The organism is Pseudomonas sp. B21-028 (assembly GCF_024749045.1).
Classification (GTDB): domain Bacteria; phylum Pseudomonadota; class Gammaproteobacteria; order Pseudomonadales; family Pseudomonadaceae; genus Aquipseudomonas.
This window is the reverse complement of record NZ_CP087184.1, coordinates 4,273,052-4,298,304: the sequence shown is the minus strand read 5'-3', so window position 1 is coordinate 4,298,304 and position 25,253 is coordinate 4,273,052. Positions and strand designations below refer to the sequence as shown.

The following is a 25,253-nucleotide window of genomic DNA, read 5'->3' as shown; positions in this document are numbered from 1 at the left end:
ATGAGGTGAAGCCATGTTAAACCGCGAGCTCGAAGTCACCCTCAATCTAGCCTTCAAGGAGGCCCGTTCGAAGCGTCATGAGTTCATGACCGTCGAACACCTGCTGCTGGCCCTACTGGATAACGAGGCTGCCGCCACCGTTTTGCGTGCCTGTGGCGCGAACCTCGATAAACTCAAGCATGACCTGCAGGAGTTCATTGACTCCACCACGCCGTTGATCCCCGTTCATGACGAGGATCGCGAAACCCAGCCAACCCTGGGCTTCCAGCGCGTCCTGCAACGTGCTGTCTTTCATGTGCAGAGCTCGGGCAAGCGTGAAGTCACCGGCGCCAACGTGCTGGTCGCCATCTTCAGCGAACAGGAAAGCCAGGCGGTCTTCCTGCTCAAGCAGCAGAGCGTTGCGCGTATAGATGTCGTCAACTACATCGCCCATGGCATTTCCAAAGTGCCGGGGCATGGCGATCATTCCGAAGGCGAGCAGGATATGCAGGACGAGGAGGGTGGTGAGTCCTCTTCTTCGGGCAATCCGCTGGATGCCTATGCCAGCAACCTGAACGAACTGGCGCGCCAGGGGCGTATCGATCCGTTGGTCGGGCGCGAAATCGAGGTCGAGCGCGTCGCGCAGATCCTGGCCCGGCGTCGCAAGAACAACCCGTTGCTGGTGGGTGAGGCGGGCGTGGGTAAAACCGCGATTGCCGAAGGCCTGGCCAAGCGCATTGTCGACAACCAGGTACCGGACCTGCTGGCTAACAGCGTGGTGTACTCCCTCGACCTGGGTGCCCTGCTGGCCGGCACCAAGTACCGCGGCGATTTCGAGAAGCGCTTCAAGGCATTGCTGGGCGAGTTGAAAAAACGTCCGCAGGCGATCCTGTTCATCGATGAAATCCACACCATCATCGGAGCGGGCGCCGCGTCCGGCGGGGTCATGGACGCCTCGAACCTGCTCAAGCCGCTGCTGTCGTCGGGCGATATCCGTTGCATCGGGTCGACCACCTTCCAGGAGTTCCGCGGGATCTTCGAGAAGGACCGTGCCCTGGCCCGGCGCTTCCAGAAAGTCGACGTCTCGGAGCCTTCGGTGGAAGACACCATTGGCATCCTGCGCGGCCTGAAGGGTCGGTTCGAGCTGCACCACAGTATCGAATACAGCGATGAAGCCCTGCGGGCCGCTGCCGAGTTGGCCTCGCGCTACATCAATGACCGGCACATGCCCGATAAGGCCATCGACGTGATCGACGAGGCGGGTGCCTATCAGCGCCTGCAACCGGTAGAGAAGCGCGTCAAGCGCATCGAAGTGCCTCAGGTTGAGGACATCGTGGCGAAGATCGCACGTATCCCGCCCAAGCACGTCACCAGTTCCGACAAGGAGCTGCTGCGTAACCTTGAGCGTGACCTGAAGCTGACGGTGTTCGGCCAGGACGCGGCCATCGACTCGCTGTCGACCGCCATCAAGCTGTCCCGCGCCGGCCTCAAGTCGCCGGACAAGCCAGTCGGGTCCTTCCTGTTCGCCGGTCCTACCGGTGTCGGCAAGACCGAGGCTGCGCGGCAACTGGCCAAGGCGATGGGGATCGAACTGGTGCGCTTCGACATGTCCGAGTACATGGAGCGCCACACCGTATCGCGTCTGATCGGTGCGCCTCCGGGGTATGTCGGGTTCGACCAGGGCGGCCTGCTGACCGAAGCCATCACCAAGCAACCCCACTGCGTGCTGTTGCTCGATGAAATCGAGAAGGCGCATCCGGAAGTCTTCAACTTGCTCTTGCAGGTCATGGACCACGGTACGCTCACCGATAACAACGGGCGCAAGGCGGACTTCCGCAATGTGATCGTGATCATGACCACGAACGCCGGTGCCGAAACCGCGGCGCGCGCTTCGATCGGTTTCACCCATCAGGACCATTCGTCCGATGCGATGGAAGTGATCAAGAAGAGCTTCACGCCTGAATTCCGCAACCGCCTGGACACCATTATCCAGTTTGGTCGCCTCAGCCATGAGGTCATCAAAAGTGTGGTGGACAAGTTCCTCACCGAACTCCAGGCGCAGCTCGAAGACAAGCGTGTGCTGCTGGAAGTCACCGATGCGGCCCGCAGCTGGCTGGCAGAGGGTGGTTACGATGTGACGATGGGCGCGCGGCCGATGGCTCGCTTGATCCAGGACAAGATCAAGCGTCCGCTGGCCGAGGAGATCCTCTTTGGCGAACTGGCCGAGCATGGCGGTGTGGTCCACATCGACATCAAGGACGGCGAGCTGACCTTCGACTTCGAAACCACGGCCGAAATGGCCTGATCGAGACCTGTAGTAAAGCAAAAAGGCGCCGGGAGGCGCCTTTTTGCTGTCTTGAAGATATCGAGTTCGCCGCAGTCCCCTGTGGGAGCGAGCCTGCTCGCGATAGCGTCGATACATTCAACATTAATGCAAGCTGATCCACCGCCATCGCGAGCAGGCTCGCTCCCACATTGGATCTGCGTGGTTATCAAATCCCGGGCAAACAAAAACGCCCGGTATAAGCCGGGCGTTTTGTATTGACCTGTTAGCGAGCGCGGTAAGTGATGCGCCCTTTGCTCAAGTCATAGGGCGTCAGCTCGACGCGCACTTTGTCGCCGGTAAGAATACGAATGTAGTTCTTGCGCATCTTGCCGGAGATGTGCGCGGTAACGACGTGCCCATTTTCCAACTCCACGCGAAACATGGTGTTGGGCAGGGTGTCGACGACAGTGCCTTCCATTTCGAAGCTGTCTTCTTTCGACATGCAGTAAAGCCCTCGGTATCCAGTGAATGGCCCGGTGCAACTGCGCCAGGCAAAAGCGGCGTGCATTGTGCCCGAAAAAGGGGGGGCAAGCCAAGGGGTTCTAGCTGAGGACAACCCAACGCTGGTTAATCAGCAGTTCAATCGGTCGATATTGGGTCTTGTAGTTCATTTTCTTGCAGTTCTTGATCCAGTAGCCCAGGTACACCGCTTCCAGGCCCAGGCGGCGTGCTTCGTTGATTTGCCAGAGGATGGCAAAACGTCCCAGGCTACGTCGTTCTTCCTCCGGCTCGTAGAAGGTGTACACCGCCGAAAGCCCATTGGGCAGCAGGTCCGTGACGGCAATCGCCACCAATCGCCCTTCGAGGCGGAATTCATAGAAGCGGGAAAAGGGCAGGTCGCGCACCAGGAAGGTCGAAAACTGATCGCGGCTGGGCGGGTACATGTCACCGTCGGCATGGCGCTGCTCGATGTAGCGCTGGTACAGGTCGAAATACTCTTCGCTGAACTGTGGCTTGGCCGGCCGGACCTGGAGATCGGCGTTGCGCTTGAAAATGCGTTTCTGCTGGCGATCGGGCGTGAATTGCGCCACGGGAATGCGCGCCGGCACACACGCATTGCAATGCTGGCAATGCGGCCGGTAGAGATGATCGCCACTGCGCCGAAAGCCCATTTCCGACAGGTCTGCGTAGACATGCACATCCATGGGCTGGCTAGGGTCGAGGAACAGCGTCGTGGCCTGCTCTTCGGGCAGATAACTGCAAGAATGAGGTTGAGTGGCATAAAACTTCAAGCGCGCCAACTCGGTCATGATCAACCCTCGGAATAAGCTTTGGATTAAGTGTAAGCCACTGGGGCAAATGTCGCTCAGCAAACCCAGGTTGCGTGGTTGGGCTGGTCCAGGTGCGCCTTGAGGTAACCGGCAAATGCCGTGCGGGCGATCGATCGCGCGCCCAGGCTGTGCAAGTGCTCGGTGGGCATCTGACAGTCTATCAGCACAAAACCGGCCGCCTTGAGGTGTTGGACCAGGGTGGCGAAGCCGAATTTCGACGCGTTGTCGGCCCGGCTGAACATGGATTCGCCGAAAAACAATTGGCCCATGGCCAGGCCGTACAGGCCACCCACCAGCAGGCCCTGGTCCCAGACCTCCACCGAATGGGCAAAGCCGCGCCGATGCAGCTCCAGGTAGGCGGTTTGCATGGCGCCAGTGATCCAGGTGCCGTCCGCATACTCTCGCGGCGCGGCGCAGGCCTGGATGACTGCCGCGAAGTCCTTGTCGAACGTCACTTCATAGCGCTGCTTGCGCAGAAGCTTGCCCAGGCTGCGCGAGACGTGCAGTTCGTCGGGAAACAACACCGTGCGAGGGTCGGGAGACCACCACAGGATCGGTTGCCCTTCGGAAAACCAGGGGAAGCAGCCATGGCGATACGCCTGGATCAGCCGGTCCGCAGACAGATCGCCGCCGGCGGCCAGCAAGCCGTTGGGATCGCGCATGGCTTTTTCCAGGGGAGGAAAATCAAAGGTATTGCGTTGTAACCACGTCAGCATTGTTGTCCGAACTTGCAGAAGGGGAGGGGACCAGAGGTTGTGCGCGGATGAATTGTGGCGGGGATAAATCCCCTCGCCACAAAGGAGCACTGGTTCGAAGATTAACCGTCAAACGGCCGGAATGTCATCGAGATACTTCTCCGCATCCAGCGCGGCCATGCAGCCGGCACCGGCCGAGGTAATGGCCTGTCGATACACATGGTCGGCCACGTCGCCGGCCGCGAACACGCCTTCGATATCGGTGGCGGTGGCATTGCCTTCGCTGCCGCCGCGCACCAGCAGGTAGCCGTCGCGCATGCTCAACTGGCCCTGGAACAAGTCGGTATTGGGCTTATGACCGATGGCGATGAATACCCCGGCCAATTGCAACGTGCTGGTTTCGCCGCTCTGGCTGCTGCGCAGGCGCGCACCGGTCACGCCGCTGGCGTCCCCCAGCACTTCGTCAAGGTTCTGGTTCCAGTGCAGCCTTATATTGCCGTTAGTGGCCTTTTCGAAGAGCTTGTCCTGCAGTATTTTTTCCGAGCGCAGCTTGTCCCGGCGGTGGATCAAATGCACCTCCTTGGCAATGTTGGAGAGGTACAGGGCCTCTTCTACCGCGGTATTGCCGCCGCCGACCACGGCCACCACCTGGTTGCGGTAGAAGAATCCGTCGCAGGTTGCGCAGGCGGAAACGCCTTTGCCGGCGAACGTCTCCTCCGAGAGCAGGCCCAGGTACTGGGCCGAGGCGCCGGTGGCGATGATCAAGGCATCGCAGGTGTAGGTGCCGCTGTCGCCGATGAGCTCGAACGGTCGCTGCTGCAACTTGGCGGTGTGGATATGGTCGTAGACGATCTGCGTGTCGAAGCGTTCGGCGTGTCGCTGCATGCGTTCCATCAGGGCCGGACCGGTCAGCCCCTCGACATCGCCGGGCCAGTTGTCGACTTCGACCGTGGTGGTGAGCTGGCCACCGGCCTGCATGCCGGTAATGACAACGGGTTTGAGGTTGGCTCGGGCGGCGTAGACCGCTGCGCTGTACCCTGCGGGGCCGGAACCGAGAATGATCAGGCGCGAATGCTTCACTTCGTTCATAAAAACACCTCATAAGCCTTTGTCACAAAAGACAATGCGTGGTCCAATTGGCGCTTGTGCGGCCTGTTTCCGGCGACCCTGGCACCCGGCGTGCGGGCAATGCCTCGGAGCCGACAAACCCGTACAATGCTTGAGTTTTGAACGCAGGATGGGCTAAAGATCAACATCTTCGGCAACACCTGCGGTTTTCTGGACGCACCTCTCAGTGGTAAAAGTAGTACCGGTTGTGCACATTCACTTTTTTACCTGCTTGTAATGAGCAGTTTTTTATAGTCATTCAACAGATGGACGCGCCGTTGGCGCAGGAAAAGAAGCGTTTTGAAGAAATCCACCGCAGCACCTAAAACAGTCGTTCCGCTCTGGCGCCAGCAATTGCACTACCGGCTCAAGGAAGGTGCATTGATCGCTATCGGTGCCTTGTGCCTGTTCCTGATGATGGCCTTGCTGACCTATGGCAAGGACGATCCGGGTTGGAGCCATAACAGCAAGATCGACGACGTGCAGAACTTCGGCGGTCCGGCCGGCTCCTACAGCGCCGACATCCTGTTCATGGTGCTGGGTTATTTCGCCTATATTTTCCCGCTGTTGCTGGCAATCAAGGCATACCAGATCTTCCGCCAGCGCCACGAACCGTGGCAGTGGAGCGGCTGGCTGTTTTCCTGGCGGCTGATCGGCCTGGTGTTCCTGGTGCTGTCGGGGGCCGCGCTGGCCCATATCCATTTCCATGCCCCCACTGGCCTGCCGGCCGGGGCGGGCGGCGCCCTGGGGGAAAGCCTCGGCGATCTGGCCAGGAACGCCCTGAACATCCAGGGCAGCACGCTGCTGTTCATCGCCCTGTTCCTGTTTGGCCTGACGGTGTTCACCGACCTGTCGTGGTTCAAGGTCATGGACGTCACCGGCAAGATCACCCTCGACCTGATCGAACTGATCCAGGGCGCCGTGAACCGCTGGTGGGCGGCGCGCACCGAGCGCAAGCAACTGGTGGCACAACTGCGCGAAGTGGACGACCGGGTCCATGACGTGGTGGCCCCGACGGTGCCCGACAAGCGCGAGCAGGCCAAGGTCAAGGAACGCCTGATCGAGCGTGAGCAGGCCTTGAGCAAGCACATGTCCGAGCGCGAGAAACAGGTGCCGCCGGTCATCACCATGGCCCCGGCCAAGCCGCCTGAGCAGAGCAAGCGCGTGCAGAAGGAAAAACAGGTGCCGCTGTTCGTCGACAGCGCGGTGGAAGGCACCTTGCCGCCGATCTCGATCCTCGACCCGGCGGAAAAGAAGCAGCTCAATTATTCTCCCGAATCCCTGGCGGCTGTCGGTCATCTGCTGGAGATCAAGCTCAAGGAATTCGGGGTCGAGGTGTCGGTGGATTCGATTCACCCGGGCCCGGTCATCACCCGTTACGAAATCCAGCCGGCCGCCGGCGTGAAGGTCAGTCGCATCGCCAACCTCGCCAAAGACCTGGCGCGTTCGCTGGCCGTGACCAGTGTGCGGGTGGTGGAAGTGATTCCCGGCAAGACCACCGTGGGTATCGAGATTCCCAACGAGGACCGGCAGATCGTGCGCTTCTCCGAAGTGCTGTCGACGCCCGAGTACGACAACCACAAGTCGCCGGTCACCCTGGCCCTGGGCCATGACATTGGCGGCAAGCCGGTCATCACCGACCTGGCGAAGATGCCCCACCTGCTGGTGGCCGGTACCACCGGTTCCGGTAAGTCGGTGGGTGTGAACGCGATGATTCTGTCGATTCTGTTCAAGTCCGGCCCGGAAGACGCCAAGCTGATCATGATCGACCCGAAAATGCTTGAGTTGTCGATCTACGAAGGCATCCCGCACCTCTTGTGCCCGGTGGTCACCGACATGAAGGACGCCGCCAACGCCCTGCGCTGGAGCGTCGCCGAGATGGAGCGCCGCTACAAGCTGATGGCGAAGCTGGGCGTGCGCAACCTGTCGGGCTTCAACGCCAAGGTCAAGGAAGCCGAGGAGGCGGGCACGCCATTGACCGACCCGCTGTACCACCGCGAAAACATCCACGACGAGGCGCCGCTGCTGCACAAGCTGCCGACCATCGTGGTAGTGGTGGACGAATTCGCCGACATGATGATGATCGTCGGCAAGAAGGTCGAAGAACTGATCGCCCGTATCGCCCAGAAGGCCCGTGCGGCCGGTATCCACCTGATCCTCGCCACGCAGCGGCCGTCGGTGGACGTGATCACCGGCCTGATCAAGGCCAACATCCCGACCCGAATGGCGTTCCAGGTGTCCAGCAAGATCGACTCGCGAACCATCATCGACCAGGGCGGCGCCGAGCAATTGCTCGGTCACGGTGACATGCTCTACATGCCGCCGGGCACCAGCCTGCCAATCCGGGTACATGGCGCGTTCGTCTCCGACGATGAAGTGCACCGCGTGGTGGAAGCCTGGAAACTGCGCGGCGCTCCCGAATACAACGACGACATCCTCAACGGCGTCGAAGAAGCCGGTAGCGGTTTCGAGGGCGGCGGTGGCGGTGGCGACGAGGACGCGGAAACCGATGCGCTCTACGATGAAGCGGTGCAGTTCGTCCTGGAAAGCCGCCGGGCGTCGATTTCCGCCGTCCAGCGCAAGCTCAAGATCGGCTACAACCGTGCCGCACGCATGATCGAGGCCATGGAAATGGCCGGGGTCGTGACGGCTATGAACACCAATGGTTCGCGCGAAGTGCTGGCGCCGGGCCCGATGCGCGACTAACGACCCGGGCGGCCCTGTACGCGCCGCTCGCCCCCCACGAATTCATGAGGACTCCCATGCGCCTGATTCGCATGCTGCTGTTGCCCGTACTGGCCCTGACCACCTTGTCGGCCCACGCCGACGAAAAGGACGTGGCTCGCCTGACCCAGCTGTTGGAAACATCCAAGACCCTGACCGCACGCTTTTCCCAGCTGACCCTGGACGGCAGCGGCACCCAGTTGCAGGAAACCACCGGTGACATGGCGCTCCAGCGTCCGGGGCTGTTCTACTGGCACACCGATGCACCGGCCGAGCAGTTGATGGTGTCCGATGGCAAGAAAGTCTCCCTGTGGGACCCGGACCTGGAGCAGGTCACCATCAAGAATCTCGACCAGCGCCTGACCCAGACGCCGGCCTTGTTGCTGTCGGGGGATATTTCCAAGATCAGCCAGAGCTTCGACATCACGGCCAAGGAAGCGGGCGGGGTGATCGACTTCACCCTCAAGCCCAAGACCAAGGACAGCCTGTTCGACAGCCTGCGCTTGTCGTTCCGTAACGGTCTGGTCAATGACATGCAGTTGATCGACAGCGTCGGCCAGCGCACCAATATCCTGTTCACCGGGGTCAAGGCCAACGAGTCGATCGCGGCGTCCAAGTTCAAGTTCGACATCCCCAAGGGTGCCGATGTAATCCAGGAATAAACAATAGCTGATTGGAACACAGGACCTGTGGGAGCGAGCCTGCTCGCGATAGCGTCGGATCAGTCAGCATTGATGTTGAATGTGGTATTGCCATCGCGAGCAGGCTCGCTCCCACAGAGGGATTGTGCTGTTCAAGAGTGTCCAGTGGAGGTTGCATAAGCAGTGATGGACCTGTTTCGAAGCGCCCCGATTGCCCAGCCATTGGCCGCCCGTCTGCGCGCGGCCAACCTGGATGAGTACGTCGGCCAGGAGCATGTGCTGGCCAGGGGCAAGCCCCTGCGCGAAGCCCTGGAGCAGGGTGCGCTGCATTCGATGATCTTCTGGGGGCCGCCGGGCGTGGGCAAGACCACCCTGGCCCGGTTGCTGGCGGAGGTTTCGGATGCCCATTTCGAAACGGTCTCGGCGGTCCTGGCCGGGGTCAAGGAGATCCGCCAGGCGGTGGAAGTCGCCAAGCAGCAGGCCGGACAGTACGGCAAGCGCACCATTTTGTTCGTCGACGAAGTGCACCGCTTCAACAAGTCCCAGCAGGACGCGTTCCTGCCGTATGTCGAAGACGGCACGCTGATCTTCATCGGTGCCACCACCGAAAACCCTTCGTTCGAACTCAACAACGCCTTGTTGTCCCGGGCGCGGGTCTATGTGCTCAAGAGTCTCGACGAAGCGGCGATGCGCAAGCTGGTGCACCGGGCGCTGACCGAAGAACGCGGCCTGGGCAAGCGCAAGCTGAGCCTCAGCGACGAAGGTTTCCAGATCCTGTGTTCAGCCGCCGATGGCGATGGCCGACGCTTGCTCAACCTGTTGGAGAACGCTTCGGACCTGGCCGAGGACGACAGCGAGATCGGCGTCGAGCTGCTGCAAAGCCTGTTGGGCGATACCCGGCGGCGCTTCGACAAGGGCGGCGAGGCGTTCTACGACCAGATCTCGGCGCTGCACAAGTCCATACGCGGTTCCAACCCCGATGCTGCCCTGTACTGGTTTGCCCGGATGATCGACGGTGGCTGCGATCCGTTGTACCTCGCGCGGCGGGTGGTGCGCATGGCCAGCGAGGACATCGGCAATGCCGATCCCCGGGCCCTGAGTCTGTGCCTGGCGGCCTGGGACGTGCAGGAGCGCCTGGGCAGCCCCGAAGGCGAGCTCGCCGTGGCCCAGGCCATCACGTACCTGGCCTGCGCGCCGAAAAGCAACGCGGTGTACATGGGCTTCAAGGCGGCCATGCGCAGCGCCACCGAACATGGTTCCCTCGAGGTACCGCTGCACCTGCGCAACGCGCCGACCAAGCTCATGAAGCAGTTGGGCTATGGCGAAGAATACCGTTACGCCCACGATGAGCCGGACGCCTACGCCGCCGGCGAGGACTATTTCCCCGAAGCGCTCGACCCCCAGTCGTTCTATCAGCCGGTGCCCCGTGGCCTGGAACTGAAGATCGGCGAGAAGCTGAACCATCTGGCGCAACTGGATCGTCTGAGCCCACGGCAGCGGAGAAAGCCTTGATCCCCCTGATACTTGCAGTTTCCGCTGGCGGTATCGCCGGCACCCTGGCACGTTTCGCCGCCGCGAATTGGGTCAATGCAAATTGGCCCCGGCACTTCTATACCGCGACGCTGACCGTTAATATCGTGGGCTGTCTGCTGATCGGCGTTCTATACGGTCTGTTCCTGATTCGTCCCGAAGTGCCTGTCGAAGTGCGCGCGGGGCTGATCGTCGGCTTCCTTGGCGGCCTGACGACCTTTTCGTCCTTTTCACTGGATACGGTGCGCCTGCTGGAAAGCGGGCAGGTGCCGCTGGCCCTGGGCTATGCGGCTGCCAGCGTATTCGGCGGGCTGCTCGCCACCTGGGCCGGCCTGTCCCTGACCAAACTTATCTAAACGAGAGACCGACATGCTCGATTCCAAATTGTTACGCAGCAACCTTCAGGACGTAGCGGACCGCCTGGCGTCCCGTGGCTTCGCCCTGGACGTCGCGCGCATCGAAGCGCTGGAAGAGCAGCGCAAGACCGTCCAGACCCAGACTGAAAAGCTGCAGGCCGAGCGTAATGCGATCTCCAAGAGCATCGGCCAGGCCAAGCAGCGCGGTGAAGACATTGCGCCGTTGATGGCGAACGTCGAGAGCATGGGCACCGAGCTCAACAACGGCAAGGTGGCCCTGGACAAGATCCAGTCCGAACTCGATTCGATCCTGCTGGGCATCCCGAACCTGCCCCACGAGTCGGTGCCGGTCGGTGAAGACGAAGAGGGCAACGTCGAAGTCCGTCGCTGGGGCACGCCCACAGCGTTCGATTTCCCGGTGCAGGACCACGTGGCCCTGGGCGAGAAGTTCGGCTGGCTGGACTTCGAAACCGCTGCCAAGCTGTCCGGCGCCCGTTTTGCCTTGCTGCGCGGACCCATTGCCCGCCTGCATCGGGCCCTGGCCCAGTTCATGATCAACCTGCACGTCACCGAGCACGGTTACGAGGAAGCCTACACCCCGTATCTGGTTCAGGCTCCGGCCCTGCAAGGCACCGGCCAGTTGCCGAAGTTCGAGGAAGACCTGTTCAAGATCGGCCGCGAAGGCGAAGCCGACCTGTACCTGATCCCGACGGCCGAAGTGTCGCTGACCAACATCGTCGCCGGCGAGATCGTCGACGCCAAGCAACTGCCGATCAAGTTCGTTGCCCATACGCCATGCTTCCGCAGTGAAGCCGGGGCGTCGGGCCGCGATACCCGCGGCATGATCCGCCAGCACCAGTTCGACAAGGTCGAGATGGTGCAGATCGTCGAACCGACAAAATCCATGGAAGCCCTGGAAAGCCTGACCGCCAACGCCGAGAAGGTCTTGCAACTGCTGGAGCTGCCGTATCGGACCCTGGCCCTGTGCACCGGCGACATGGGATTCAGCGCGGTCAAGACCTACGACCTGGAAGTGTGGATTCCGAGCCAGGACAAATACCGCGAGATTTCGTCGTGCTCCAACTGCGGCGATTTCCAGGCCCGTCGCATGCAGGCGCGTTATCGCAACCCTGAAACCGGCAAGCCGGAACTGGTCCACACCCTCAATGGCTCTGGCCTGGCGGTGGGTCGTACCCTGGTGGCGGTGCTGGAAAACTACCAGCAGGCCGACGGCTCGATCCGTGTGCCCGAGGTGTTGAAGCCGTACATGGGCGGCATCGAGGTCATCGGCTAAATGGACTATCTGCCACTGTTCCATAACCTGCGCGGCAGCCGCGTGCTGGTGGTCGGCGGCGGCGAGATTGCCTTGCGCAAGTCCCGCCTGCTGGTCGATGCCGGTGCGCTGCTGCGGGTGGTCGCACCCGAAATCGAGCCGCAACTGCGGGAACTGGTCAGTGGCAGCGGGGGGGAATGCGTTCTGCGCGGTTACCTCGAAGCGGACCTGGACGGTTGCGGGCTGATCATCGCCGCCACTGACGACGAAACCCTCAATGCCCGGGTGTCGGCCGATGCCCACAAGCGTTGTGTGCCGGTCAACGTGGTGGATGCGCCGGCCCTGTGCAGCGTGATCTTCCCGGCCATCGTCGACCGCTCGCCACTGGTAATCGCGGTGTCCAGCGGCGGCGATGCGCCGGTGCTGGCAAGGCTGATCCGGGCCAAGCTGGAAACCTGGATTCCCTCGACCTACGGGCAACTGGCGGGTTTGGCGGCGCAGTTTCGCAATCAGGTCAAACGGCTGTTCCCGGATGTGCAACAACGCCGGGCGTTCTGGGAAGAGGTGTTCCAGGGCCCCATCGCCGACCGCCAATTGGCCGGGCAGGGTGCCGAAGCCGAGCGTCTGCTGCGCGAGAAAATCGCCGGCCAGGCGCCGCACGCACCGGGTGAGGTCTACCTGGTGGGAGCCGGGCCGGGTGATCCGGATCTGCTGACCTTCCGCGCCTTGCGTTTGATGCAGCAGGCCGACGTGGTGCTGTACGACCGTCTCGTCGCGCCCGCGATCCTTGAGCTATGCCGGCGTGACGCCGAGCGGGTTTACGTCGGCAAGCGCCGCGCCGAGCATGCCGTGCCTCAGGACCAGATCAACCAGCAGTTGGTCCAGTTGGCCCGGCAAGGCAAGCGGGTGGTGCGCCTCAAAGGCGGCGATCCGTTCATCTTCGGGCGCGGTGGTGAAGAGATCGAAGAGCTGGCGGCCCAGGGCATCCCGTTCCAGGTCGTCCCGGGTATCACCGCGGCCAGTGGTTGTGCGGCTTACGCCGGTATTCCACTGACCCATCGCGACTACGCCCAGTCGGTGCGTTTTATCACCGGCCATCTCAAGGACGGCACCACTGATCTGCCATGGGCAGACCTGGTGGCCCCGGCCCAGACCCTGGTGTTCTACATGGGCCTGGTGGGGCTGCCGAGCATCTGCAGCGAGCTGATCAAGCACGGTCGCGCGGCCGATACGCCGGCGGCGCTGATCCAGCAAGGCACGACGTCCAACCAGCGGGTGTTCACCGGCACTCTGGCGAATCTGCCGAAGCTGGTGGCCGAGCATGAGGTCCATGCGCCGACGCTGGTGATCGTGGGGGAAGTGGTGCAACTGCGCGAGAAACTGGCGTGGTTCGAAGGGGCTCAGGGGCAGGTCTAGCGAGACCGTGTCGCCTTCAATCGCGAGCAGGCGCGCTCCCACATAGGATCTGGGTACAACCATAAATGCCTGGTTACACCCAGCCAGTGTGGGAGCGAGCCTGCTCGCGATGAGGCCCTCCCATACAGCGAAACTCTCTGATCAGTCCCCGCCCCAGATCCCTTTCCCCGCCAACCGCGCCCGATCATGGGCCCCGTTGAAATCCTGCTCCGGCCCCTTGGGCACGATCCCGTTGGGATTGATGGTCTTGTGGCTGCCGTAGTAATGCCGCTGGATGTGAGTGAGATCCACCGTCTCGGCAATGCCCGGCCATTGATACAGTTCCCGCAGCCAGTTCGACAGGTTCGGGTAGTCGGCGATGCGCCGCAGGTTGCATTTGAAGTGGCCGAAATACACCGCATCGAAACGGATCATGGTGGTGAACAGGCGGATATCCGCTTCGGTCAGGTATTCGCCGGCCAGGTAGCGCTGTAAGCCCAGCAGTGCATCCAACCGGTCGAGTTCGGCAAACAATTGGTCGAACGCTTCTTCGTAAGCCTGTTGGGTGGTGGCGAACCCGGCACGGTAGACGCCGTTGTTCACCGCTGGATAGATCCGTTCGTTCAGCGCATCGATCTTGCTGCGCAGGTGTTCGGGATACAGGTCCAGGTGGTTGCCGGTCAGGTCATTGAAAGCGCTGTTGAACATGCGGATGATTTCCGCCGATTCGTTGTTCACGATGCGCTGTTGGCGCTTGTCCCACAACGCCGGTACGGTGACGCGGCCGGTGTAATCCGGGGTATCGGCGGTGTAGCGCTGGTGCAGGAAGCGCAGGTTGTCCAGTTTGTCGCCGGTGGAGCCGTGGGCCTTGTCGAAGGTCCAGCCGTTTTCCAGCATCAGGTAGCTGACCACCGAGACATCGATCAGGTCTTCCAGGCCCTTGAGCTTGCGATAGATCAGGGTGCGATGGGCCCAGGGGCAGGCCAGGGACACGTACAAATGGTAACGTCCGGCCTCGGCGGCAAAGCTGTTTTCGCCCGTGGGGCCGGCGCTGCCGTCGGCGGTGATCCAGTGACGGCGCTGCGCCTGTTCGCGCTGGAAGGTGCCGTCCTTGCTCTCATACCACTGATCTTGCCAGCGGCCTTCGACTAACAAACCCATCTCGATCTCCTCGGCCAATAAACATTGGAGGCGAGTCTATTCGGATAGGTTCGAACTAAAAGCGCAAAGGTTGGGCGTTGATGATCGATTAAATCGATCGATCCCGGGCATCCCAATACTGCCGGGCCCGCTCGAACGCCTCTTCACGCGCCAGGCCGAGGCCGCGCAAGGCCAGGGCCATGGTGGCGACCAGCGCGAGTTGCGGGTAGCTGTCCTCCACGTCACCGCGCCAGAGGGCTTTCAGGTGTTCAGGGTCGAGGCTCTCCGGCTTGACGTGACGCTGTTGTGACAGCCGTGGCCATTCCTCATCCCAGCTCGCGCCGCCGCTGGTGCCATACAGGTGACTGTCGGCATCCGGGTTGATCTCGATCTCGCCACCGTCGCCCTTGATCACGATAGTCGTATCCCCCAGCAAGCCGCTGGCATCGCGATGCACGGCCTGATAGCCGGGATGGAAGATGCTCTGCAACCCGCACCGGGCCTTCAACGGGTTGAGGATCCGCGCCAGGGAGTGGATCGGCGAGCGCAGGCCCAGGGTGTTGCGCAGGTCGATCATGCGCTGCATCTGGGGCGCCCAGTCCACCAGCGGCATGAAAGCCAGGCCGCCGTTGTCCAGCGCCGTGCCGACCTGCTGCCAGTCACGGCACAGCGGGATGTGCAGAAACCCCAGCAACTGTTCGGTATAAAGCCGACCCGCCGTATGGGCACCGCCGCCGTGCATGAAGATTCGCACGCCGTTCTGGCCGAGGCACTTGGCCGCGAGCAGGTACCAGGGCAGATGACGCTTCTTGCCAGCGTAGGTCGGCCAGTCGAGGTCCACCGCCAGCGCCGGGGCATCCAGGCGTGCGCGCAGGGCTTCGGTGAAGCCGGCCATTTCCTCGGCGCTTTCTTCCTTGTGCCGCAACAGCATCAGGAAGGCGCCAAGCTGGGTGTCCTCGACCTGTTCGTCGAGCACCATGCCCATGGCCTCGCGAGCTTCGTCCCGGGTCAGGTCACGGGCACCGCGCTTGCCTTTGCCCAGGATGCGCACGAACTGGGCGAACGGATGTTCAGCCGGAGTCTCGAGGGTCAGCGATGGAAAGTCGGTCATAAGCAATTCGTCGGTTTGGGCAGGCCCGCCAGCTTGGCGGCGAGTTTGGCTGGAGTGCCTTTGAACAATCGGTTCAGGTGCAGGCTGTTGCCCTTGTCGGCGCCCAGTTTCAGCGCGGTGTACTTGATCAGCGGCCGGGTGGCGGGGGAGAGCTGGAATTCGTCGTAGAAAGCCCGCAGCAGTTCGAGGATTTCCCAGTGCTCGGGGCTCAACTCGATGTCTTCGGCGGCGGCCAGGGCCGTAGCCACCTCTGCTGACCAGTCGTCCCGGTCGGCAAGGTAGCCGTCCTTGTCCAGCGCGATGGCGCGTTCGCCTACGTTCAGCGCGTTCATAGCCAGGTGTTGACCTTGTCATGCAGGATCGACAGTTCGACGAAGGCCGGGTAGTCGATGGCCTTGGCCCAGTCCGGTGCCAGCAAGCCTCGGGCCTGGACGTCTTCGGCCAGTGCGAACAGCTTCAGGCTGGCGGCCTGCATTTGTGCAAACGGTGCGGTGCCGGGCTGCAAGGCGTAAGTCGCGTCGCCACACAGCAGCAGCGCGTCCTTGTCTCCCAGGACCCGCAGGCAACTGGTGAGACGGTTATCGCCGAAGGGTGAATGGGACAACACATGCAAAGTCGACATCAGAGGGTGATCACCTGGTCGTAACGGTCAATGAGAGCGGTGATGTCCGGCGCGGTGAGTACCTTCAGGTCAGCCAGGGCCAGCGCATCGGTGTCGATGCCGCGTTCGGCGGCGCTGTCTGCGCAGACGAAAAGGTCTTCGACGCCGAACATGGGCAATGCCTGCAAATTCGCGCTCAGGTCTTTTTGCTGGACGGCCTTGGCATTCTGGCCAGCGAGCAGCTGGTGCACGCCGTCGTCGAGAAACAGCAGGCCGATGGGCAGGTCGAACGCCCCGCCGGCCAGGACGATGTCCAATGCTTCCCGGGCGCCGGGGCCCGACCATGGGGACTGGCGGCTGATGAGCAACAGGGACTTGGCCATCATGGGCCTCCAAAACAGATCAAGCGGTCGGCATCCTGGATCGCGTCGTGCAACTGGCCGAGCCCGGACAGGGCCCAGGGAGCCTCGACGCTCACGGCCGAGCGTTGATAGCGCTGGGCTTCTTCGGCATTCAACACCCCACGGCGCAACGCCGCCGCGATGCAGACCACGCCGTCGAGCTGGTGGTCGCTGACAAAGCTGCGCCACTGTTTAGGCAGGTCCTGTTCGTCCTGGGGGGTGACCACGCCGCTGTCGGCGTTGTAGACACCGTCCTGATAGAAAAACAGCCGCACGATCTCATGTCCGCCGGCCAGCGCGGCCTGGGCGAACAGCAAGGCACGGCGCGAGGACGGCGCATGGGCGGCGGAAAACAGCGCAATGGCGAACTTCATGGCAGATCCGATCAGCAAACTGCGGCCATGATAAAGCTTTATGGGCGGAGGGGCGATTGGCGCCGCAGGATTGTGAGGACATCCTTGTTGCGAGGGGATTTATCCCCGCTGGGCTGCAACGCAGCCCCTGATCTCAACATCCCGGTGGGTCAGATAGATCGAGTTGGCTGGTTTTGGGGCTGCTGCGCAGCCCAGCGGGGATAAATCCCCTCGCCACAGTGGTTCAGCGGTCGTCCGTGAGCCCATGCAACTCGCAATATTCCGCCCAATCCATCCCCGCCATCTCTGCCACTTCCCTGTGCACGTCCATCCGCTGGGCCTGGTAGTCCTCTGGCGAGGCGGCGGTCAATTGCAGGGTCAGTTCCCAGGCGAACAGGCCCTGGCGCTCGGCCTCGGCTTCGAAGGCCTCATGCAGCCGCTCGGCGCGGTACTGTTCCGCTGTCTCGCCCTTGGCTTGGGCCAGCAGTGGGTTGAGGTGGTCCAGTTCGGCGCGCAGTTCGGGGCGCTCGTCGAGAAACTTTTCCAACGCCCGCTCATGTTGCTGTTCGGTGGCCGCCATGGTGACTCTCTGGTGATGACAAAAGGCGTGACAGGTTGCGCGAATCGTCGTCCGGTGTCGCGTATAAATTTCAGTAAAGCAGCACGAAGACCGGGAGCGCGGTGCTACAGTCCGTTTTTTTCTCGATGAGTGAACGCAATGCGAATGCTGACGGTGGCCCTGGCCGCCACCTTGCTGGCCGGCTGCGCGGGTTCGGCGATGAACCAGGCCCGGAACCAGGCGCCTTACAAGACGCTGGCCTCGGACAAACCTGAACAGATCGTGGCCCAGTGCGTGCAGTTTTCCTGGCAGGACGAGGCGGTGTTCGGCGTCGATGCCGGAGCCTACCTGCAACCGAACAAGAAAGGCGGCTCGACGGTGTACACCCGTTCTGCTGAATCCTTTGTCGACCTGGAAACCGGCGCATCCGGTACGACGTTGAACTACTACGCCAAGCATGACGATTTCATGGCCAAGCGCCGGTTGGCGGCGTTGGCGACATGCCTGTAGGCCGGTAGAGCATCGCGAGCAGGCTCGCTCCCACAGGGATTGGTGGTGGATAGAGATCTTGCGGCCAGTCCGGAACCAGTGTGGGAGCGAGCCTGCTCGCGATGGCGGTGGGTCTGCCGGCGACAGTGTTGAAGGGTAGATCGCTTTCGCGAGCAGGCTCGCTCCCACAGTGGGGTGTGTTTCAAGCAGGCTGGGTCAGGCGCTTCTGGAAGAAGAAGTGCTGGTGACCCGGTGGATAGTCGTCGATCTGGCCGATTTCCGTGAAGCCGTGCTTGCGGTAGAACTCTGGCGCCTGGAAGTCGAACGTGTCCAGCCAGATGCCGACGCAGTTCTTCTCCCTGGCCAGCTCTTCGGCCTTGTGCATCAATGCCGACCCCGTGCCCTGGCCTCGGGCCTGTTCCGGCACCACCAGCAACTCGATATAGAACCAGCGGAAGAACACCCGACCGTAGAGCCCGCCCACGATTTCATTGCTGTGTTCGTCCCGTACCAGCCAGGCGACCAGTTCCGGTACCGTTCCGCCGGTCTTGGCGGTGTTGTAGGCACGCAGCGGGACCAGGATGGCCTCGCGGTCTTCAGCCGTGGGGGTGAATGTACGTTCGATTCGTAGCGTCATCGGCGATGTCCTTATTGCGGGGAGGATGAACGGCATGAGCCTACCCCAAAAGACCGTCCGGCAGTGAACGGGCGCATTTCGCAAACCGGGCCATACTTCCTTGGATTTCAAAAACAAGAAGAGAGTGGCTCATGAAGTTCGAATCCTTGACCCGGACCCTGGTTGCGACATCCCTGACCCTCAGTTGCTTTTACGTGCAGGCCGCCTCCCAGGCCCCGGTCGCCGCCGAGAACGGCATGGTGGTCACCGCCCAGCACCTGGCCACCCACGTGGGCGTCGATGTGCTCAAGAACGGCGGCAATGCCGTGGATGCGGCGGTGGCGGTGGGGTATGCCCTGGCGGTGGTGTACCCGGCGGCGGGGAACCTGGGGGGCGGTGGTTTCATGACCCTGCAATTGGCCGATGGGCGCAAGACCTTCCTGGATTTCCGCGAGAAAGCGCCGTTGGCCGCCACGGCCGATATGTACCTGGACAAGGACGGCAACGTCGTCCCCGATCTCAGCACTCGCGGGCACCTGGCGGTGGGTGTGCCCGGCACGGTGTCTGGCATGGAGCTGGCGCTGAAGAAATACGGCAGCAAACCCAGGGCCGAGCTGATCGCCCCGGCCATCCGCTTTGCCGAGGACGGTTTCACCCTGGAGCAGGGCGACGTCGACCTGCTGGAGACCGCCACCGACGTGTTCAAGAAGGACATGCGTGACTCGGGTTCGATTTTCCTGCACAACGGCGAACCGATGCAGGTCGGCCAGAAGCTGGTACAGAAAGACCTCGCCAAGACCCTGCGGGAAATCTCCGCCAAGGGCGCCGACGGTTTCTACAAGGGCTGGGTCGCCGATGCCCTCGTCACCTCCAGCCAGGCCAACAAAGGCATCATCACCCAGGCCGACCTGGACAAGTACAAGACACGCGAGCTGGCGCCGGTGGAGTGCGACTATCGGGGCTACCACATCGTCTCGGCACCGCCGCCCAGTTCCGGCGGGGTGGTGCTGTGCCAGATCATGAACATCCTCGACGGCTATCCGATGAAGGAGTTGGGCTTCCATTCGGCCCAGGGCATGCACTACCAGATCGAAGCCATGCGCCATGCCTATGTGGATCGCAATAGCTATCTGGGTGACCCGGACTTCGTGCAGAACCCCATCGACCATCTGCTGGACAAAAACTACGCCGCCAAACTGCGGGCCGCCATCGAACCGCAAAAGGCCGGTGACTCGCACGCGATCAAGCCCGGCGTGGCGCCTCACGAAGGCAGCAACACCACCCACTACTCCATCGTCGACAAGTGGGGCAACGCCGTCTCCGTCACCTACACCCTCAACGACTGGTTCGGCGCGGGCGTCATGGCGAGCAAGACCGGGGTGATCCTCAACGATGAAATGGACGATTTCACCGCCAAGATCGGCGTCCCCAACATGTATGGCCTGGTGCAGGGGGAGGCCAACGCCATCGCGCCGGGCAAGGCACCGCTGTCATCCATGAGCCCGACCATCGTCACCAAGGACGGCAAGACCGTCATGGTGGTGGGGACGCCGGGCGGCAGCCGGATCATCACCGCGACATTGCTGACGATCCTCAATGTGATCGACTACGGCATGAACCTGCAGGAAGCCGTCGACGCGCCGCGCTTCCATCAGCAGTGGATGCCCGAGCAGACCAACCTGGAAACCTTCGCCGCCAGCCCCGACACGCAAAAAATCCTGGAAAGCTGGGGGCATAAGTTCGCAGGTCCCCAGGACCCCAACCACGTTGCCGCGATTCTGGTGGGCGCCCCGTCGCTGGGTGGGAAGCCGGTGGGCAAGAATCGGTTCTACGGGGCCAACGATCCACGTCGCAACACGGGGTTATCGTTGGGCTATTAAATAGATGGGGGTTGCCGCAGACTTCGGCAGCCCCCCTCGCTGTTCGTCACTGTTTTGAAGAGGCAAATCATGAGCACCGCTTTGTTGATCATCGATGTCCAGAGCGCTCTGTGCACCGGTGAAGAAGAATGTTTCGAGAGCCAGCGCGTCATCGGGACCATCAACGACCTCAGCGCCAGGGCCAGGGCTCTGGAACTGCCGGTGATCCTGGTCCAGCACGAAGAACTGCAAGGTCCGCTGTTGTACGGCTCTGCGGCCTGGCAACTGGCCGACGGCCTGTTGACCGCCGCCGACGACCTGCGGGTGCGCAAGACCACGCCAGACGCGTTCTACCAGACGGACCTGCTGTCGTTGCTGCAGGCCCGAAGCATCGATCGCCTGGTGATCTGCGGCATGCAGACCGACTATTGCGTCAACGCCACGGTGCGCCAGGCTCATACCCTGGGCTACGAAGTGGTCCTGGTGGCCGATGCCCACACCACCGTGGACAACGGCAGCCTGGCGGCAGAGCAGATCATCGCCAACCACAATGAACGCTTGGGACGCCTGAGCAGCGCGGTGTCACGGATTGATGTGCTGCCGGCGCAGGATGTGCGTCTCTGACCCGGCCTCGTAGTGTGGCGCTCTGAACGCCAGCGGCCACATCCCGTCATCACTCAAAGGAGAACCATGCCAGCGGACCCCTTGATCGCCGCGGCAGCCCGCGCCCTGGCCGCCGGGGATCCAGTGGCTGCACTGAACCGTATCGCCCTGCGCGACGACGCGCCGGCGCTCGCACTGCGCGGTATTTCCATGGCGCAGTTGGGCGATCTGGGGCGTGCCAGGGACTTGCTGCGTCGCGCGGTCCGAGCCTTCGGCGCCGGCGACGCATTGGCCCGGGCGCGGTGTGTGGTTGCCGAAGGGGAGATTGCCCTGGCGGCCCGCGACCTGGGCTGGCCGATGAAGCGGCTCGATGCCGCGCGGGCCGTTCTCGAGGCCCATGGTGATCACCGGAATGCAGCCCATGCGCGTTCGATCGAAATCCGTCGCCTGTTGTTGGTCGGCCAGCTCGATGAGGCCGAGCTCAGGCTCATCGACCTGGACCCTGCCTGTCTTCCCCCTGCATCCAGAGCCACTTGCGAACTGGTTGCCGCCGGGATTGCCATCCGGCGGCTGCACACGAAAGCCGCTCGCGCCGCCCTTGAACGTGCGGGAGAGGCCGCCCGGCAAGCGGGCATCGCAGCCCTGAGCGCCGAGGTGGAAAATGCCTGGCTCCTTCTGCAAACGCCCGCCGCGCGCCTGATTACACGAGGCGAAGAGCATTTATTGGTCCTTGAGGACGTTGAAACACTGCTGGCCAGGCAGACGCTGGTGGTGGATGCCTGTCGATATGGGGTAAGCAGGGCGGACACACGGGTGTCCCTTGCCAAGCGCCCGGTGCTGTTCGCGCTGACCTTGGGGCTGGCGCGCGCCTGGCCGGCCGATACGTCGCGCGAAGCCCTGATGACCCAGGCATTTGGCATGAAGCTGACGGATGACTCCCATCGCGCTCGGTTGCGGGTCGAAATCGGTCGGTTGCGGGCGGCGCTGGGTCCGTTGGCCGAGGTGACGGCGACCCGGCGCGGGTTTGTGTTGGTCCCCCGCGGTGGCGTCGACGTGGCGGTGCTGGCGCGTCCCGTCGAGGAACCCCATGGCGCCGTGCTGGCGTTGTTGGCCGACGGTGAATCCTGGTCCAGTTCGGCCCTCGCGCTGGCCTTGGGCGCCAGTCAGCGAACCGTGCAACGGGCCCTGGACAGGCTGTCCGGGACGGGCAAGGTACAAGCCTTCGGCTGTGGGCGCGCCCGTCGCTGGATGGCGCCACCGATGCCCGGATTCGCGACGGTATTGTTACTCACTGCGTTGCTGCCCGATAGTTAGGATGCAGTCACACCCCTACGATGAGGCTTGCAAGATGAAACGTACAAATGCCCAGATCCTGCGTGAGTATGGCCCTTTTCCAGGCGTCGATTGCGTGCACGGCGTGAGTCATGACGGCGAGCGCGTCTGGTTTGCTTCAGGCGAACACCTGCACGCGGTCGACCCCGCCAGCGGCCAGGTGACGCGCTCGCTGGATGTCCCGGCCAACGCTGGAACCGCTTTCGACGGTAAACATCTGTTCCAGATCGCCGGCGACAGTATCCGCAAGATCGACCCGAACAGCGGCCAGGTACTGGCGACCATCCCGGCCCCCAATAGTGGCGATGACTCAGGATTGGCCTGGGCCGAAGGTTCGCTGTGGGTGGGTCAATACAAGGCGCGCAAGATCCTGCAGATCGATCCGGACAGCGGCAAGATCCTGCGCACCATCGAGTCCAACCGCTTCGTCACGGGCGTGACCTGGGTCGACGGCGAACTCTGGCATGGCACCTGGGAGAACGATGAAAGCGACCTGCGCCGCATCGACCCGCAGACCGCCCAGGTATTGGAAAGCGTGACGATGCCTCCGGGTGTCGGGGTCTCCGGGCTCGAGTCCGACGGCGCCGGTCAGTTCTTTTGCGGCGGTGGCGGCAGCGGGAAGTTGAGGGCGGTTCGCCGGCCTGAGTGAAGGGGAACGATCGTGCTATCAAGGCGCCCCAAACACCATCGTCCAGTAAACCCCCGCATCGCTGCGTGAGTCGTTGGCGGAGGCGGCGCCCACTTGCGTGAACATCGGGTTCATCAGGTTGGCGCAATGCCCGGGGCTGGCGAGCCAGTCTTGCATGGCCTGGTTCGGTGAGCCTTGGCCGGCGGCGATGTTTTCGCCGATCTTGCGCCCACGAAAGCCCGCGCCCTTGGCGCGGTCGGCGACGGAGCGGCCGTCGGGGTCGCGGTGGGCGAAATAGTTGCCGTGGGCCATTGCCTGGCTGTGTCCCTGGGCGGCTGAGCCGAGTGCGGCGTTCCAGCTCAGTGGTCGGGCGGCAGCAAAGCGCTGGCGACCACACACACGCGACCTGGCCCGCGCCGCGTTGACCTGGGCCAGCAGCGCCTTGCCGATCGATGAAGTGTCGCCGACCGGCGCACCGCCCATGGGCTGCGCCAGCACCACTCGCCACTCATCACCGACCCGGTTGACGCCGATGTCGGCGTACTGGTTGTCCAGCAAGACGTCGCAGTGCTCGTCCGCCAGCATGTCGAAGGCTTCTTCGGCATCCCGCGCGTCCGTCAGGCGGATGCTGCGCACGGACCGGGCTTGATAACCGGCGTCTTTCAAGGTTTCCCGCAAGCCGTCGCGAAAGCCGATCGGCAAGGCCAGGCGCGAACGCAGCACCAAGGGCGGGGAAGCCCGGACCGTACGCCATTCACAGCGGCGGGACTGGCTGCGGTAGTCGTTGATGGCGTCCACCAGTTGTCCCTCGCCCCGGGCATGGACAGGGCTGGCGAGCAAGGGCAGCAACGGGAGCAGGCAAAGCGAAACGAAACGGCAAGAGCGAACAGGGTGGCGCATGGGGCGGACGGCTCAAGAGGGAGAGTTGCGCGGGCGCCAGGCCTGGCGCCGATCAGCCGCAAAGCGGCTGGGGTAGGACTGCGGGTTTGAAAACAAGTTTCAGCAGCGGCACACAACCCCCCTGTGGCGAGGGGATTCATCCCCGCTGGGCTGCGTAGCGGCCCCAAAGCCCGATAACGCGGTATCCCCAGGAATATCGATGCGCCTATAGGGGGCTGCTGTGCAGCCCAGCGGGGATAAATCCCCTCGCCATAAAGATAAGAGAGACTGATGGTTCAGTTGTGCCCAGGCGCTCCGGCCACGGTCACCTTGACCCGTTCGACCTTGCGATAGGTCAACAACACGATCCCGGCCACCACGATAGCGCCGCCGAGCACCTGACCGGGGCTGAGCATTTGGTCCAGCACCAGCCAGCCGATCAGCAGGGTCGCCAACGGTTCGACGTTCATCACCGGGGCATTGCGCGGCATGTCCAGGCGCGGCACGGAAATGAACAACACGATAAATCCGGTGCCGTAGAGCGTCACCAGGGTGGCCAGGGCCAACCAGCCGGTGCTGGTGGCCGGCAGGTTGAAGCCGCCGGGGAGGGCGCCGCTCAGGCCGGCGAGATTGACGCTGCTGAACACAATGAAAATCGTCAGCAGGCTACGCACCGAGCCGCGCACCTGGGACAGTTTGTGGTCGGTGATCCACAGCGCGCAAGCGAACGCACAAGCCGCGCAGAAGGCCAGGCCGACGCCCAGCAACCATTGCGGGCCGACGCTCTGTTCGGACGATAACCGGGCCGGCACCTCCAGCACGAACACCAGGCCCACCAGGATCATCCCCATCAGCGCGGCGGTGCGGGTGGTGGGGCGAGGGCCGCCCAGTGCCCAGGTCAACAGCGCGAGCAGAATCGGGAACACATTGCCCACCAGCAGCGCCAGCGCCACCGGGACCCTCGCCACCGCCGAGTACAGACACAGGCTTTGAGTACCGATCAACAGTCCAAGCAGCAACTGCCAGCGCCAGGCGCCTGGTGGAAGGCGCAGGCCCTGGCGTTGCCATAGCACCATCAAGGCCAGCACCAGCAGGGTTCCACCCGAACGCATCAGGATCGCCAGCAATACGCCGGCGCCATCATCGAATGCCACCCGCGCCGCCACATGGTTGCCAGCGAAGGCGCACCCCATGCACAGCAGGACGAGCACCGCGAGGTGGCGTGGAAATGGAGTGGGGGTGTCCGAGGCAGCGGCAGAGCGGGGCATGGCAGGTTTCTCAAAAGAAAGGCCGTCGAAGCGTAGGCCTCGGATCGGTGATATTAATTGTTGTCATCGTACAACTAGGCGGAATTTTTACCTCATCTCATTCGGTGGAACAAGTAG

26 protein-coding genes are annotated in these 25,253 nt (G+C 62.7%); 12 read left to right on the top strand and 14 right to left on the bottom strand.

The features are described from left to right. Positions 1–13: 13 nt before the first annotated feature. The gene (gene clpA / locus LOY35_RS18125) at positions 14–2,284 is read left to right on the top strand and encodes an ATP-dependent Clp protease ATP-binding subunit ClpA (protein WP_258625361.1); all 2,271 of its coding nucleotides are present in this window, start codon (positions 14–16) and stop codon (positions 2,282–2,284) included. Positions 2,285–2,528: 244 nt separating this feature from the next. On the opposite strand, the gene infA is transcribed toward clpA, so the two are convergent. The 4 genes from infA to trxB all read right to left on the bottom strand — a co-directional run bounded on the left by infA (position 2,529) and on the right by trxB (position 5,360). Then, positions 2,529–2,747, bottom strand: a complete 219-nt coding sequence (gene infA / locus LOY35_RS18120) for a translation initiation factor IF-1 (protein WP_002553999.1) — start codon at positions 2,745–2,747, stop codon at positions 2,529–2,531. Positions 2,748–2,847: 100 nt separating this feature from the next. Further along, the gene (locus LOY35_RS18115; protein ID WP_041023701.1) at positions 2,848–3,555 is read right to left on the bottom strand and encodes an arginyltransferase; all 708 of its coding nucleotides are present in this window, start codon (positions 3,553–3,555) and stop codon (positions 2,848–2,850) included. 56 nt (positions 3,556–3,611) lie between these two features. Continuing rightward, positions 3,612–4,292, bottom strand: a complete 681-nt coding sequence (aat, locus tag LOY35_RS18110; protein ID WP_258625360.1) for a leucyl/phenylalanyl-tRNA--protein transferase — start codon at positions 4,290–4,292, stop codon at positions 3,612–3,614. 108 nt (positions 4,293–4,400) lie between these two features. After that, the gene (gene trxB, locus LOY35_RS18105) at positions 4,401–5,360 is read right to left on the bottom strand and encodes a thioredoxin-disulfide reductase (RefSeq protein ID WP_258625357.1); all 960 of its coding nucleotides are present in this window, start codon (positions 5,358–5,360) and stop codon (positions 4,401–4,403) included. A 318-nt stretch (positions 5,361–5,678) separates the two neighbouring features. Here trxB and LOY35_RS18100 point away from each other — a divergent pair, with 318 nt between their 5' ends. The 6 genes from LOY35_RS18100 (at position 5,679) to cysG (ending at position 13,318) form a co-directional block, all read left to right on the top strand. After that, a complete protein-coding gene (locus tag LOY35_RS18100; protein WP_144931154.1) occupies positions 5,679–8,084 on the top strand; it encodes a DNA translocase FtsK in 2,406 nt (801 codons plus the stop codon). Between the two features lie 56 nt (positions 8,085–8,140). After that, on the top strand, positions 8,141–8,764 hold the full coding sequence (gene lolA, locus LOY35_RS18095; RefSeq protein ID WP_258625355.1) for an outer membrane lipoprotein chaperone LolA: 624 nt from the start codon (positions 8,141–8,143) through the stop codon (positions 8,762–8,764). 165 nt (positions 8,765–8,929) lie between these two features. Further along, positions 8,930–10,255 (top strand): replication-associated recombination protein A, encoded by a 1,326-nt coding sequence (locus LOY35_RS18090; protein WP_258625353.1) that lies wholly within the window; start codon positions 8,930–8,932, stop codon positions 10,253–10,255. Continuing rightward, complete coding sequence (gene crcB, locus LOY35_RS18085) at positions 10,252–10,629, top strand: fluoride efflux transporter CrcB (RefSeq protein WP_041023696.1); 378 nt, start codon at positions 10,252–10,254, stop codon at positions 10,627–10,629. Before LOY35_RS18090 ends, crcB begins: the two co-directional genes overlap by 4 nt. A gap of 13 nt (positions 10,630–10,642) precedes the next feature. Further along, positions 10,643–11,923 (top strand): serine--tRNA ligase, encoded by a 1,281-nt coding sequence (gene serS, locus LOY35_RS18080; RefSeq protein WP_258625351.1) that lies wholly within the window; start codon positions 10,643–10,645, stop codon positions 11,921–11,923. Then, positions 11,924–13,318 carry a siroheme synthase CysG gene (gene cysG / locus LOY35_RS18075; RefSeq protein ID WP_258625350.1) on the top strand — a complete coding sequence of 465 codons (1,395 nt, stop codon included), beginning with the start codon at positions 11,924–11,926 and terminating at the stop codon, positions 13,316–13,318. It abuts the gene before it with no gap. A 141-nt stretch (positions 13,319–13,459) separates the two neighbouring features. Here the strand turns inward: cysG and LOY35_RS18070 are convergent, their stop codons facing one another. The 7 genes from LOY35_RS18070 to LOY35_RS18040 form a co-directional block, all read right to left on the bottom strand. Then, positions 13,460–14,458, bottom strand: coding sequence for a glutathione S-transferase family protein (locus tag LOY35_RS18070; protein WP_258625349.1), 999 nt, complete (start codon positions 14,456–14,458; stop codon positions 13,460–13,462). 88 nt (positions 14,459–14,546) lie between these two features. Continuing rightward, positions 14,547–15,548 carry a glycosyl transferase family protein gene (locus LOY35_RS18065; RefSeq protein WP_258625348.1) on the bottom strand — a complete coding sequence of 334 codons (1,002 nt, stop codon included), beginning with the start codon at positions 15,546–15,548 and terminating at the stop codon, positions 14,547–14,549. Further along, positions 15,545–15,880: a TusE/DsrC/DsvC family sulfur relay protein gene (locus tag LOY35_RS18060; protein WP_041023691.1), complete on the bottom strand. Its 336-nt coding sequence runs from the start codon at positions 15,878–15,880 to the stop codon at positions 15,545–15,547. Before LOY35_RS18060 ends, LOY35_RS18065 begins: the two co-directional genes overlap by 4 nt. Beyond that, positions 15,877–16,170 carry a sulfurtransferase complex subunit TusB gene (tusB, locus tag LOY35_RS18055; protein ID WP_258625344.1) on the bottom strand — a complete coding sequence of 98 codons (294 nt, stop codon included), beginning with the start codon at positions 16,168–16,170 and terminating at the stop codon, positions 15,877–15,879. The genes LOY35_RS18060 and tusB overlap by 4 nt, the downstream gene beginning before the upstream one ends. Then, positions 16,170–16,532 carry a sulfurtransferase complex subunit TusC gene (gene tusC, locus LOY35_RS18050; RefSeq protein WP_258633671.1) on the bottom strand — a complete coding sequence of 121 codons (363 nt, stop codon included), beginning with the start codon at positions 16,530–16,532 and terminating at the stop codon, positions 16,170–16,172. Before tusC ends, tusB begins: the two co-directional genes overlap by 1 nt. After that, on the bottom strand, positions 16,532–16,924 hold the full coding sequence (gene tusD, locus LOY35_RS18045) for a sulfurtransferase complex subunit TusD (RefSeq protein WP_047701026.1): 393 nt from the start codon (positions 16,922–16,924) through the stop codon (positions 16,532–16,534). The genes tusC and tusD overlap by 1 nt, the downstream gene beginning before the upstream one ends. Positions 16,925–17,147: 223 nt before the next feature. After that, the gene (locus tag LOY35_RS18040) at positions 17,148–17,483 is read right to left on the bottom strand and encodes a DUF6388 family protein (protein WP_258625341.1); all 336 of its coding nucleotides are present in this window, start codon (positions 17,481–17,483) and stop codon (positions 17,148–17,150) included. Between the two features lie 138 nt (positions 17,484–17,621). Between LOY35_RS18040 and LOY35_RS18035 the strand changes: the two genes are divergently transcribed. Further along, entirely contained in the window at positions 17,622–17,972 is a 351-nt protein-coding gene (locus LOY35_RS18035; protein WP_258625339.1) for a hypothetical protein, read from the top strand. A 181-nt stretch (positions 17,973–18,153) separates the two neighbouring features. On the opposite strand, the gene LOY35_RS18030 is transcribed toward LOY35_RS18035, so the two are convergent. Further along, positions 18,154–18,588: an N-acetyltransferase gene (locus tag LOY35_RS18030; protein ID WP_258625338.1), complete on the bottom strand. Its 435-nt coding sequence runs from the start codon at positions 18,586–18,588 to the stop codon at positions 18,154–18,156. A 131-nt stretch (positions 18,589–18,719) separates the two neighbouring features. Between LOY35_RS18030 and ggt the strand changes: the two genes are divergently transcribed. The 4 genes from ggt (at position 18,720) to LOY35_RS18010 (ending at position 23,010) form a co-directional block, all read left to right on the top strand. Beyond that, positions 18,720–20,447, top strand: coding sequence for a gamma-glutamyltransferase (ggt, locus tag LOY35_RS18025; protein ID WP_258625335.1), 1,728 nt, complete (start codon positions 18,720–18,722; stop codon positions 20,445–20,447). 69 nt (positions 20,448–20,516) lie between these two features. Continuing rightward, positions 20,517–21,050 (top strand): cysteine hydrolase family protein, encoded by a 534-nt coding sequence (locus LOY35_RS18020; protein WP_258625334.1) that lies wholly within the window; start codon positions 20,517–20,519, stop codon positions 21,048–21,050. Between the two features lie 66 nt (positions 21,051–21,116). Further along, positions 21,117–22,343: a helix-turn-helix domain-containing protein gene (locus LOY35_RS18015; protein WP_258625332.1), complete on the top strand. Its 1,227-nt coding sequence runs from the start codon at positions 21,117–21,119 to the stop codon at positions 22,341–22,343. A 34-nt stretch (positions 22,344–22,377) separates the two neighbouring features. After that, a complete protein-coding gene (locus LOY35_RS18010) occupies positions 22,378–23,010 on the top strand; it encodes a DUF5074 domain-containing protein (protein WP_258625330.1) in 633 nt (210 codons plus the stop codon). A gap of 18 nt (positions 23,011–23,028) precedes the next feature. Here the strand turns inward: LOY35_RS18010 and LOY35_RS18005 are convergent, their stop codons facing one another. Further along, complete coding sequence (locus LOY35_RS18005; protein ID WP_258625329.1) at positions 23,029–23,889, bottom strand: CAP domain-containing protein; 861 nt, start codon at positions 23,887–23,889, stop codon at positions 23,029–23,031. Positions 23,890–24,164: 275 nt separating this feature from the next. Continuing rightward, positions 24,165–25,136, bottom strand: a complete 972-nt coding sequence (locus LOY35_RS18000; RefSeq protein WP_258625327.1) for a DMT family transporter — start codon at positions 25,134–25,136, stop codon at positions 24,165–24,167. Positions 25,137–25,253 lie beyond the last annotated feature (117 nt).

Coding starts and splice junctions, on each gene's coding strand:
- tusB (WP_258625344.1), bottom strand. CDS start 16,170: ATGTCGACTTTGCATGTGTTGTCCCATTCACCCTTCGGCGATAACCGT.
- LOY35_RS18005 (WP_258625329.1), bottom strand. CDS start 23,889: ATGCGCCACCCTGTTCGCTCTTGCCGTTTCGTTTCGCTTTGCCTGCTC.
- trxB (WP_258625357.1), bottom strand. CDS start 5,360: ATGAACGAAGTGAAGCATTCGCGCCTGATCATTCTCGGTTCCGGCCCC.
- aat (WP_258625360.1), bottom strand. CDS start 4,292: ATGCTGACGTGGTTACAACGCAATACCTTTGATTTTCCTCCCCTGGAA.
- LOY35_RS18065 (WP_258625348.1), bottom strand. CDS start 15,548: ATGACCGACTTTCCATCGCTGACCCTCGAGACTCCGGCTGAACATCCG.
- LOY35_RS18015 (WP_258625332.1), top strand. CDS start 21,117: ATGCCAGCGGACCCCTTGATCGCCGCGGCAGCCCGCGCCCTGGCCGCC.
- LOY35_RS18115 (WP_041023701.1), bottom strand. CDS start 3,555: ATGACCGAGTTGGCGCGCTTGAAGTTTTATGCCACTCAACCTCATTCT.
- LOY35_RS18010 (WP_258625330.1), top strand. CDS start 22,378: ATGAAACGTACAAATGCCCAGATCCTGCGTGAGTATGGCCCTTTTCCA.
- LOY35_RS18035 (WP_258625339.1), top strand. CDS start 17,622: ATGCGAATGCTGACGGTGGCCCTGGCCGCCACCTTGCTGGCCGGCTGC.
- LOY35_RS18000 (WP_258625327.1), bottom strand. CDS start 25,136: ATGCCCCGCTCTGCCGCTGCCTCGGACACCCCCACTCCATTTCCACGC.
- tusD (WP_047701026.1), bottom strand. CDS start 16,924: ATGAAGTTCGCCATTGCGCTGTTTTCCGCCGCCCATGCGCCGTCCTCG.
- LOY35_RS18040 (WP_258625341.1), bottom strand. CDS start 17,483: ATGGCGGCCACCGAACAGCAACATGAGCGGGCGTTGGAAAAGTTTCTC.
- lolA (WP_258625355.1), top strand. CDS start 8,141: ATGCGCCTGATTCGCATGCTGCTGTTGCCCGTACTGGCCCTGACCACC.
- clpA (WP_258625361.1), top strand. CDS start 14: ATGTTAAACCGCGAGCTCGAAGTCACCCTCAATCTAGCCTTCAAGGAG.
- ggt (WP_258625335.1), top strand. CDS start 18,720: ATGAAGTTCGAATCCTTGACCCGGACCCTGGTTGCGACATCCCTGACC.
- LOY35_RS18060 (WP_041023691.1), bottom strand. CDS start 15,880: ATGAACGCGCTGAACGTAGGCGAACGCGCCATCGCGCTGGACAAGGAC.
- LOY35_RS18020 (WP_258625334.1), top strand. CDS start 20,517: ATGAGCACCGCTTTGTTGATCATCGATGTCCAGAGCGCTCTGTGCACC.
- LOY35_RS18030 (WP_258625338.1), bottom strand. CDS start 18,588: ATGACGCTACGAATCGAACGTACATTCACCCCCACGGCTGAAGACCGC.
- LOY35_RS18090 (WP_258625353.1), top strand. CDS start 8,930: ATGGACCTGTTTCGAAGCGCCCCGATTGCCCAGCCATTGGCCGCCCGT.
- tusC (WP_258633671.1), bottom strand. CDS start 16,532: ATGGCCAAGTCCCTGTTGCTCATCAGCCGCCAGTCCCCATGGTCGGGC.
- LOY35_RS18070 (WP_258625349.1), bottom strand. CDS start 14,458: ATGGGTTTGTTAGTCGAAGGCCGCTGGCAAGATCAGTGGTATGAGAGC.
- serS (WP_258625351.1), top strand. CDS start 10,643: ATGCTCGATTCCAAATTGTTACGCAGCAACCTTCAGGACGTAGCGGAC.
- infA (WP_002553999.1), bottom strand. CDS start 2,747: ATGTCGAAAGAAGACAGCTTCGAAATGGAAGGCACTGTCGTCGACACC.
- cysG (WP_258625350.1), top strand. CDS start 11,924: ATGGACTATCTGCCACTGTTCCATAACCTGCGCGGCAGCCGCGTGCTG.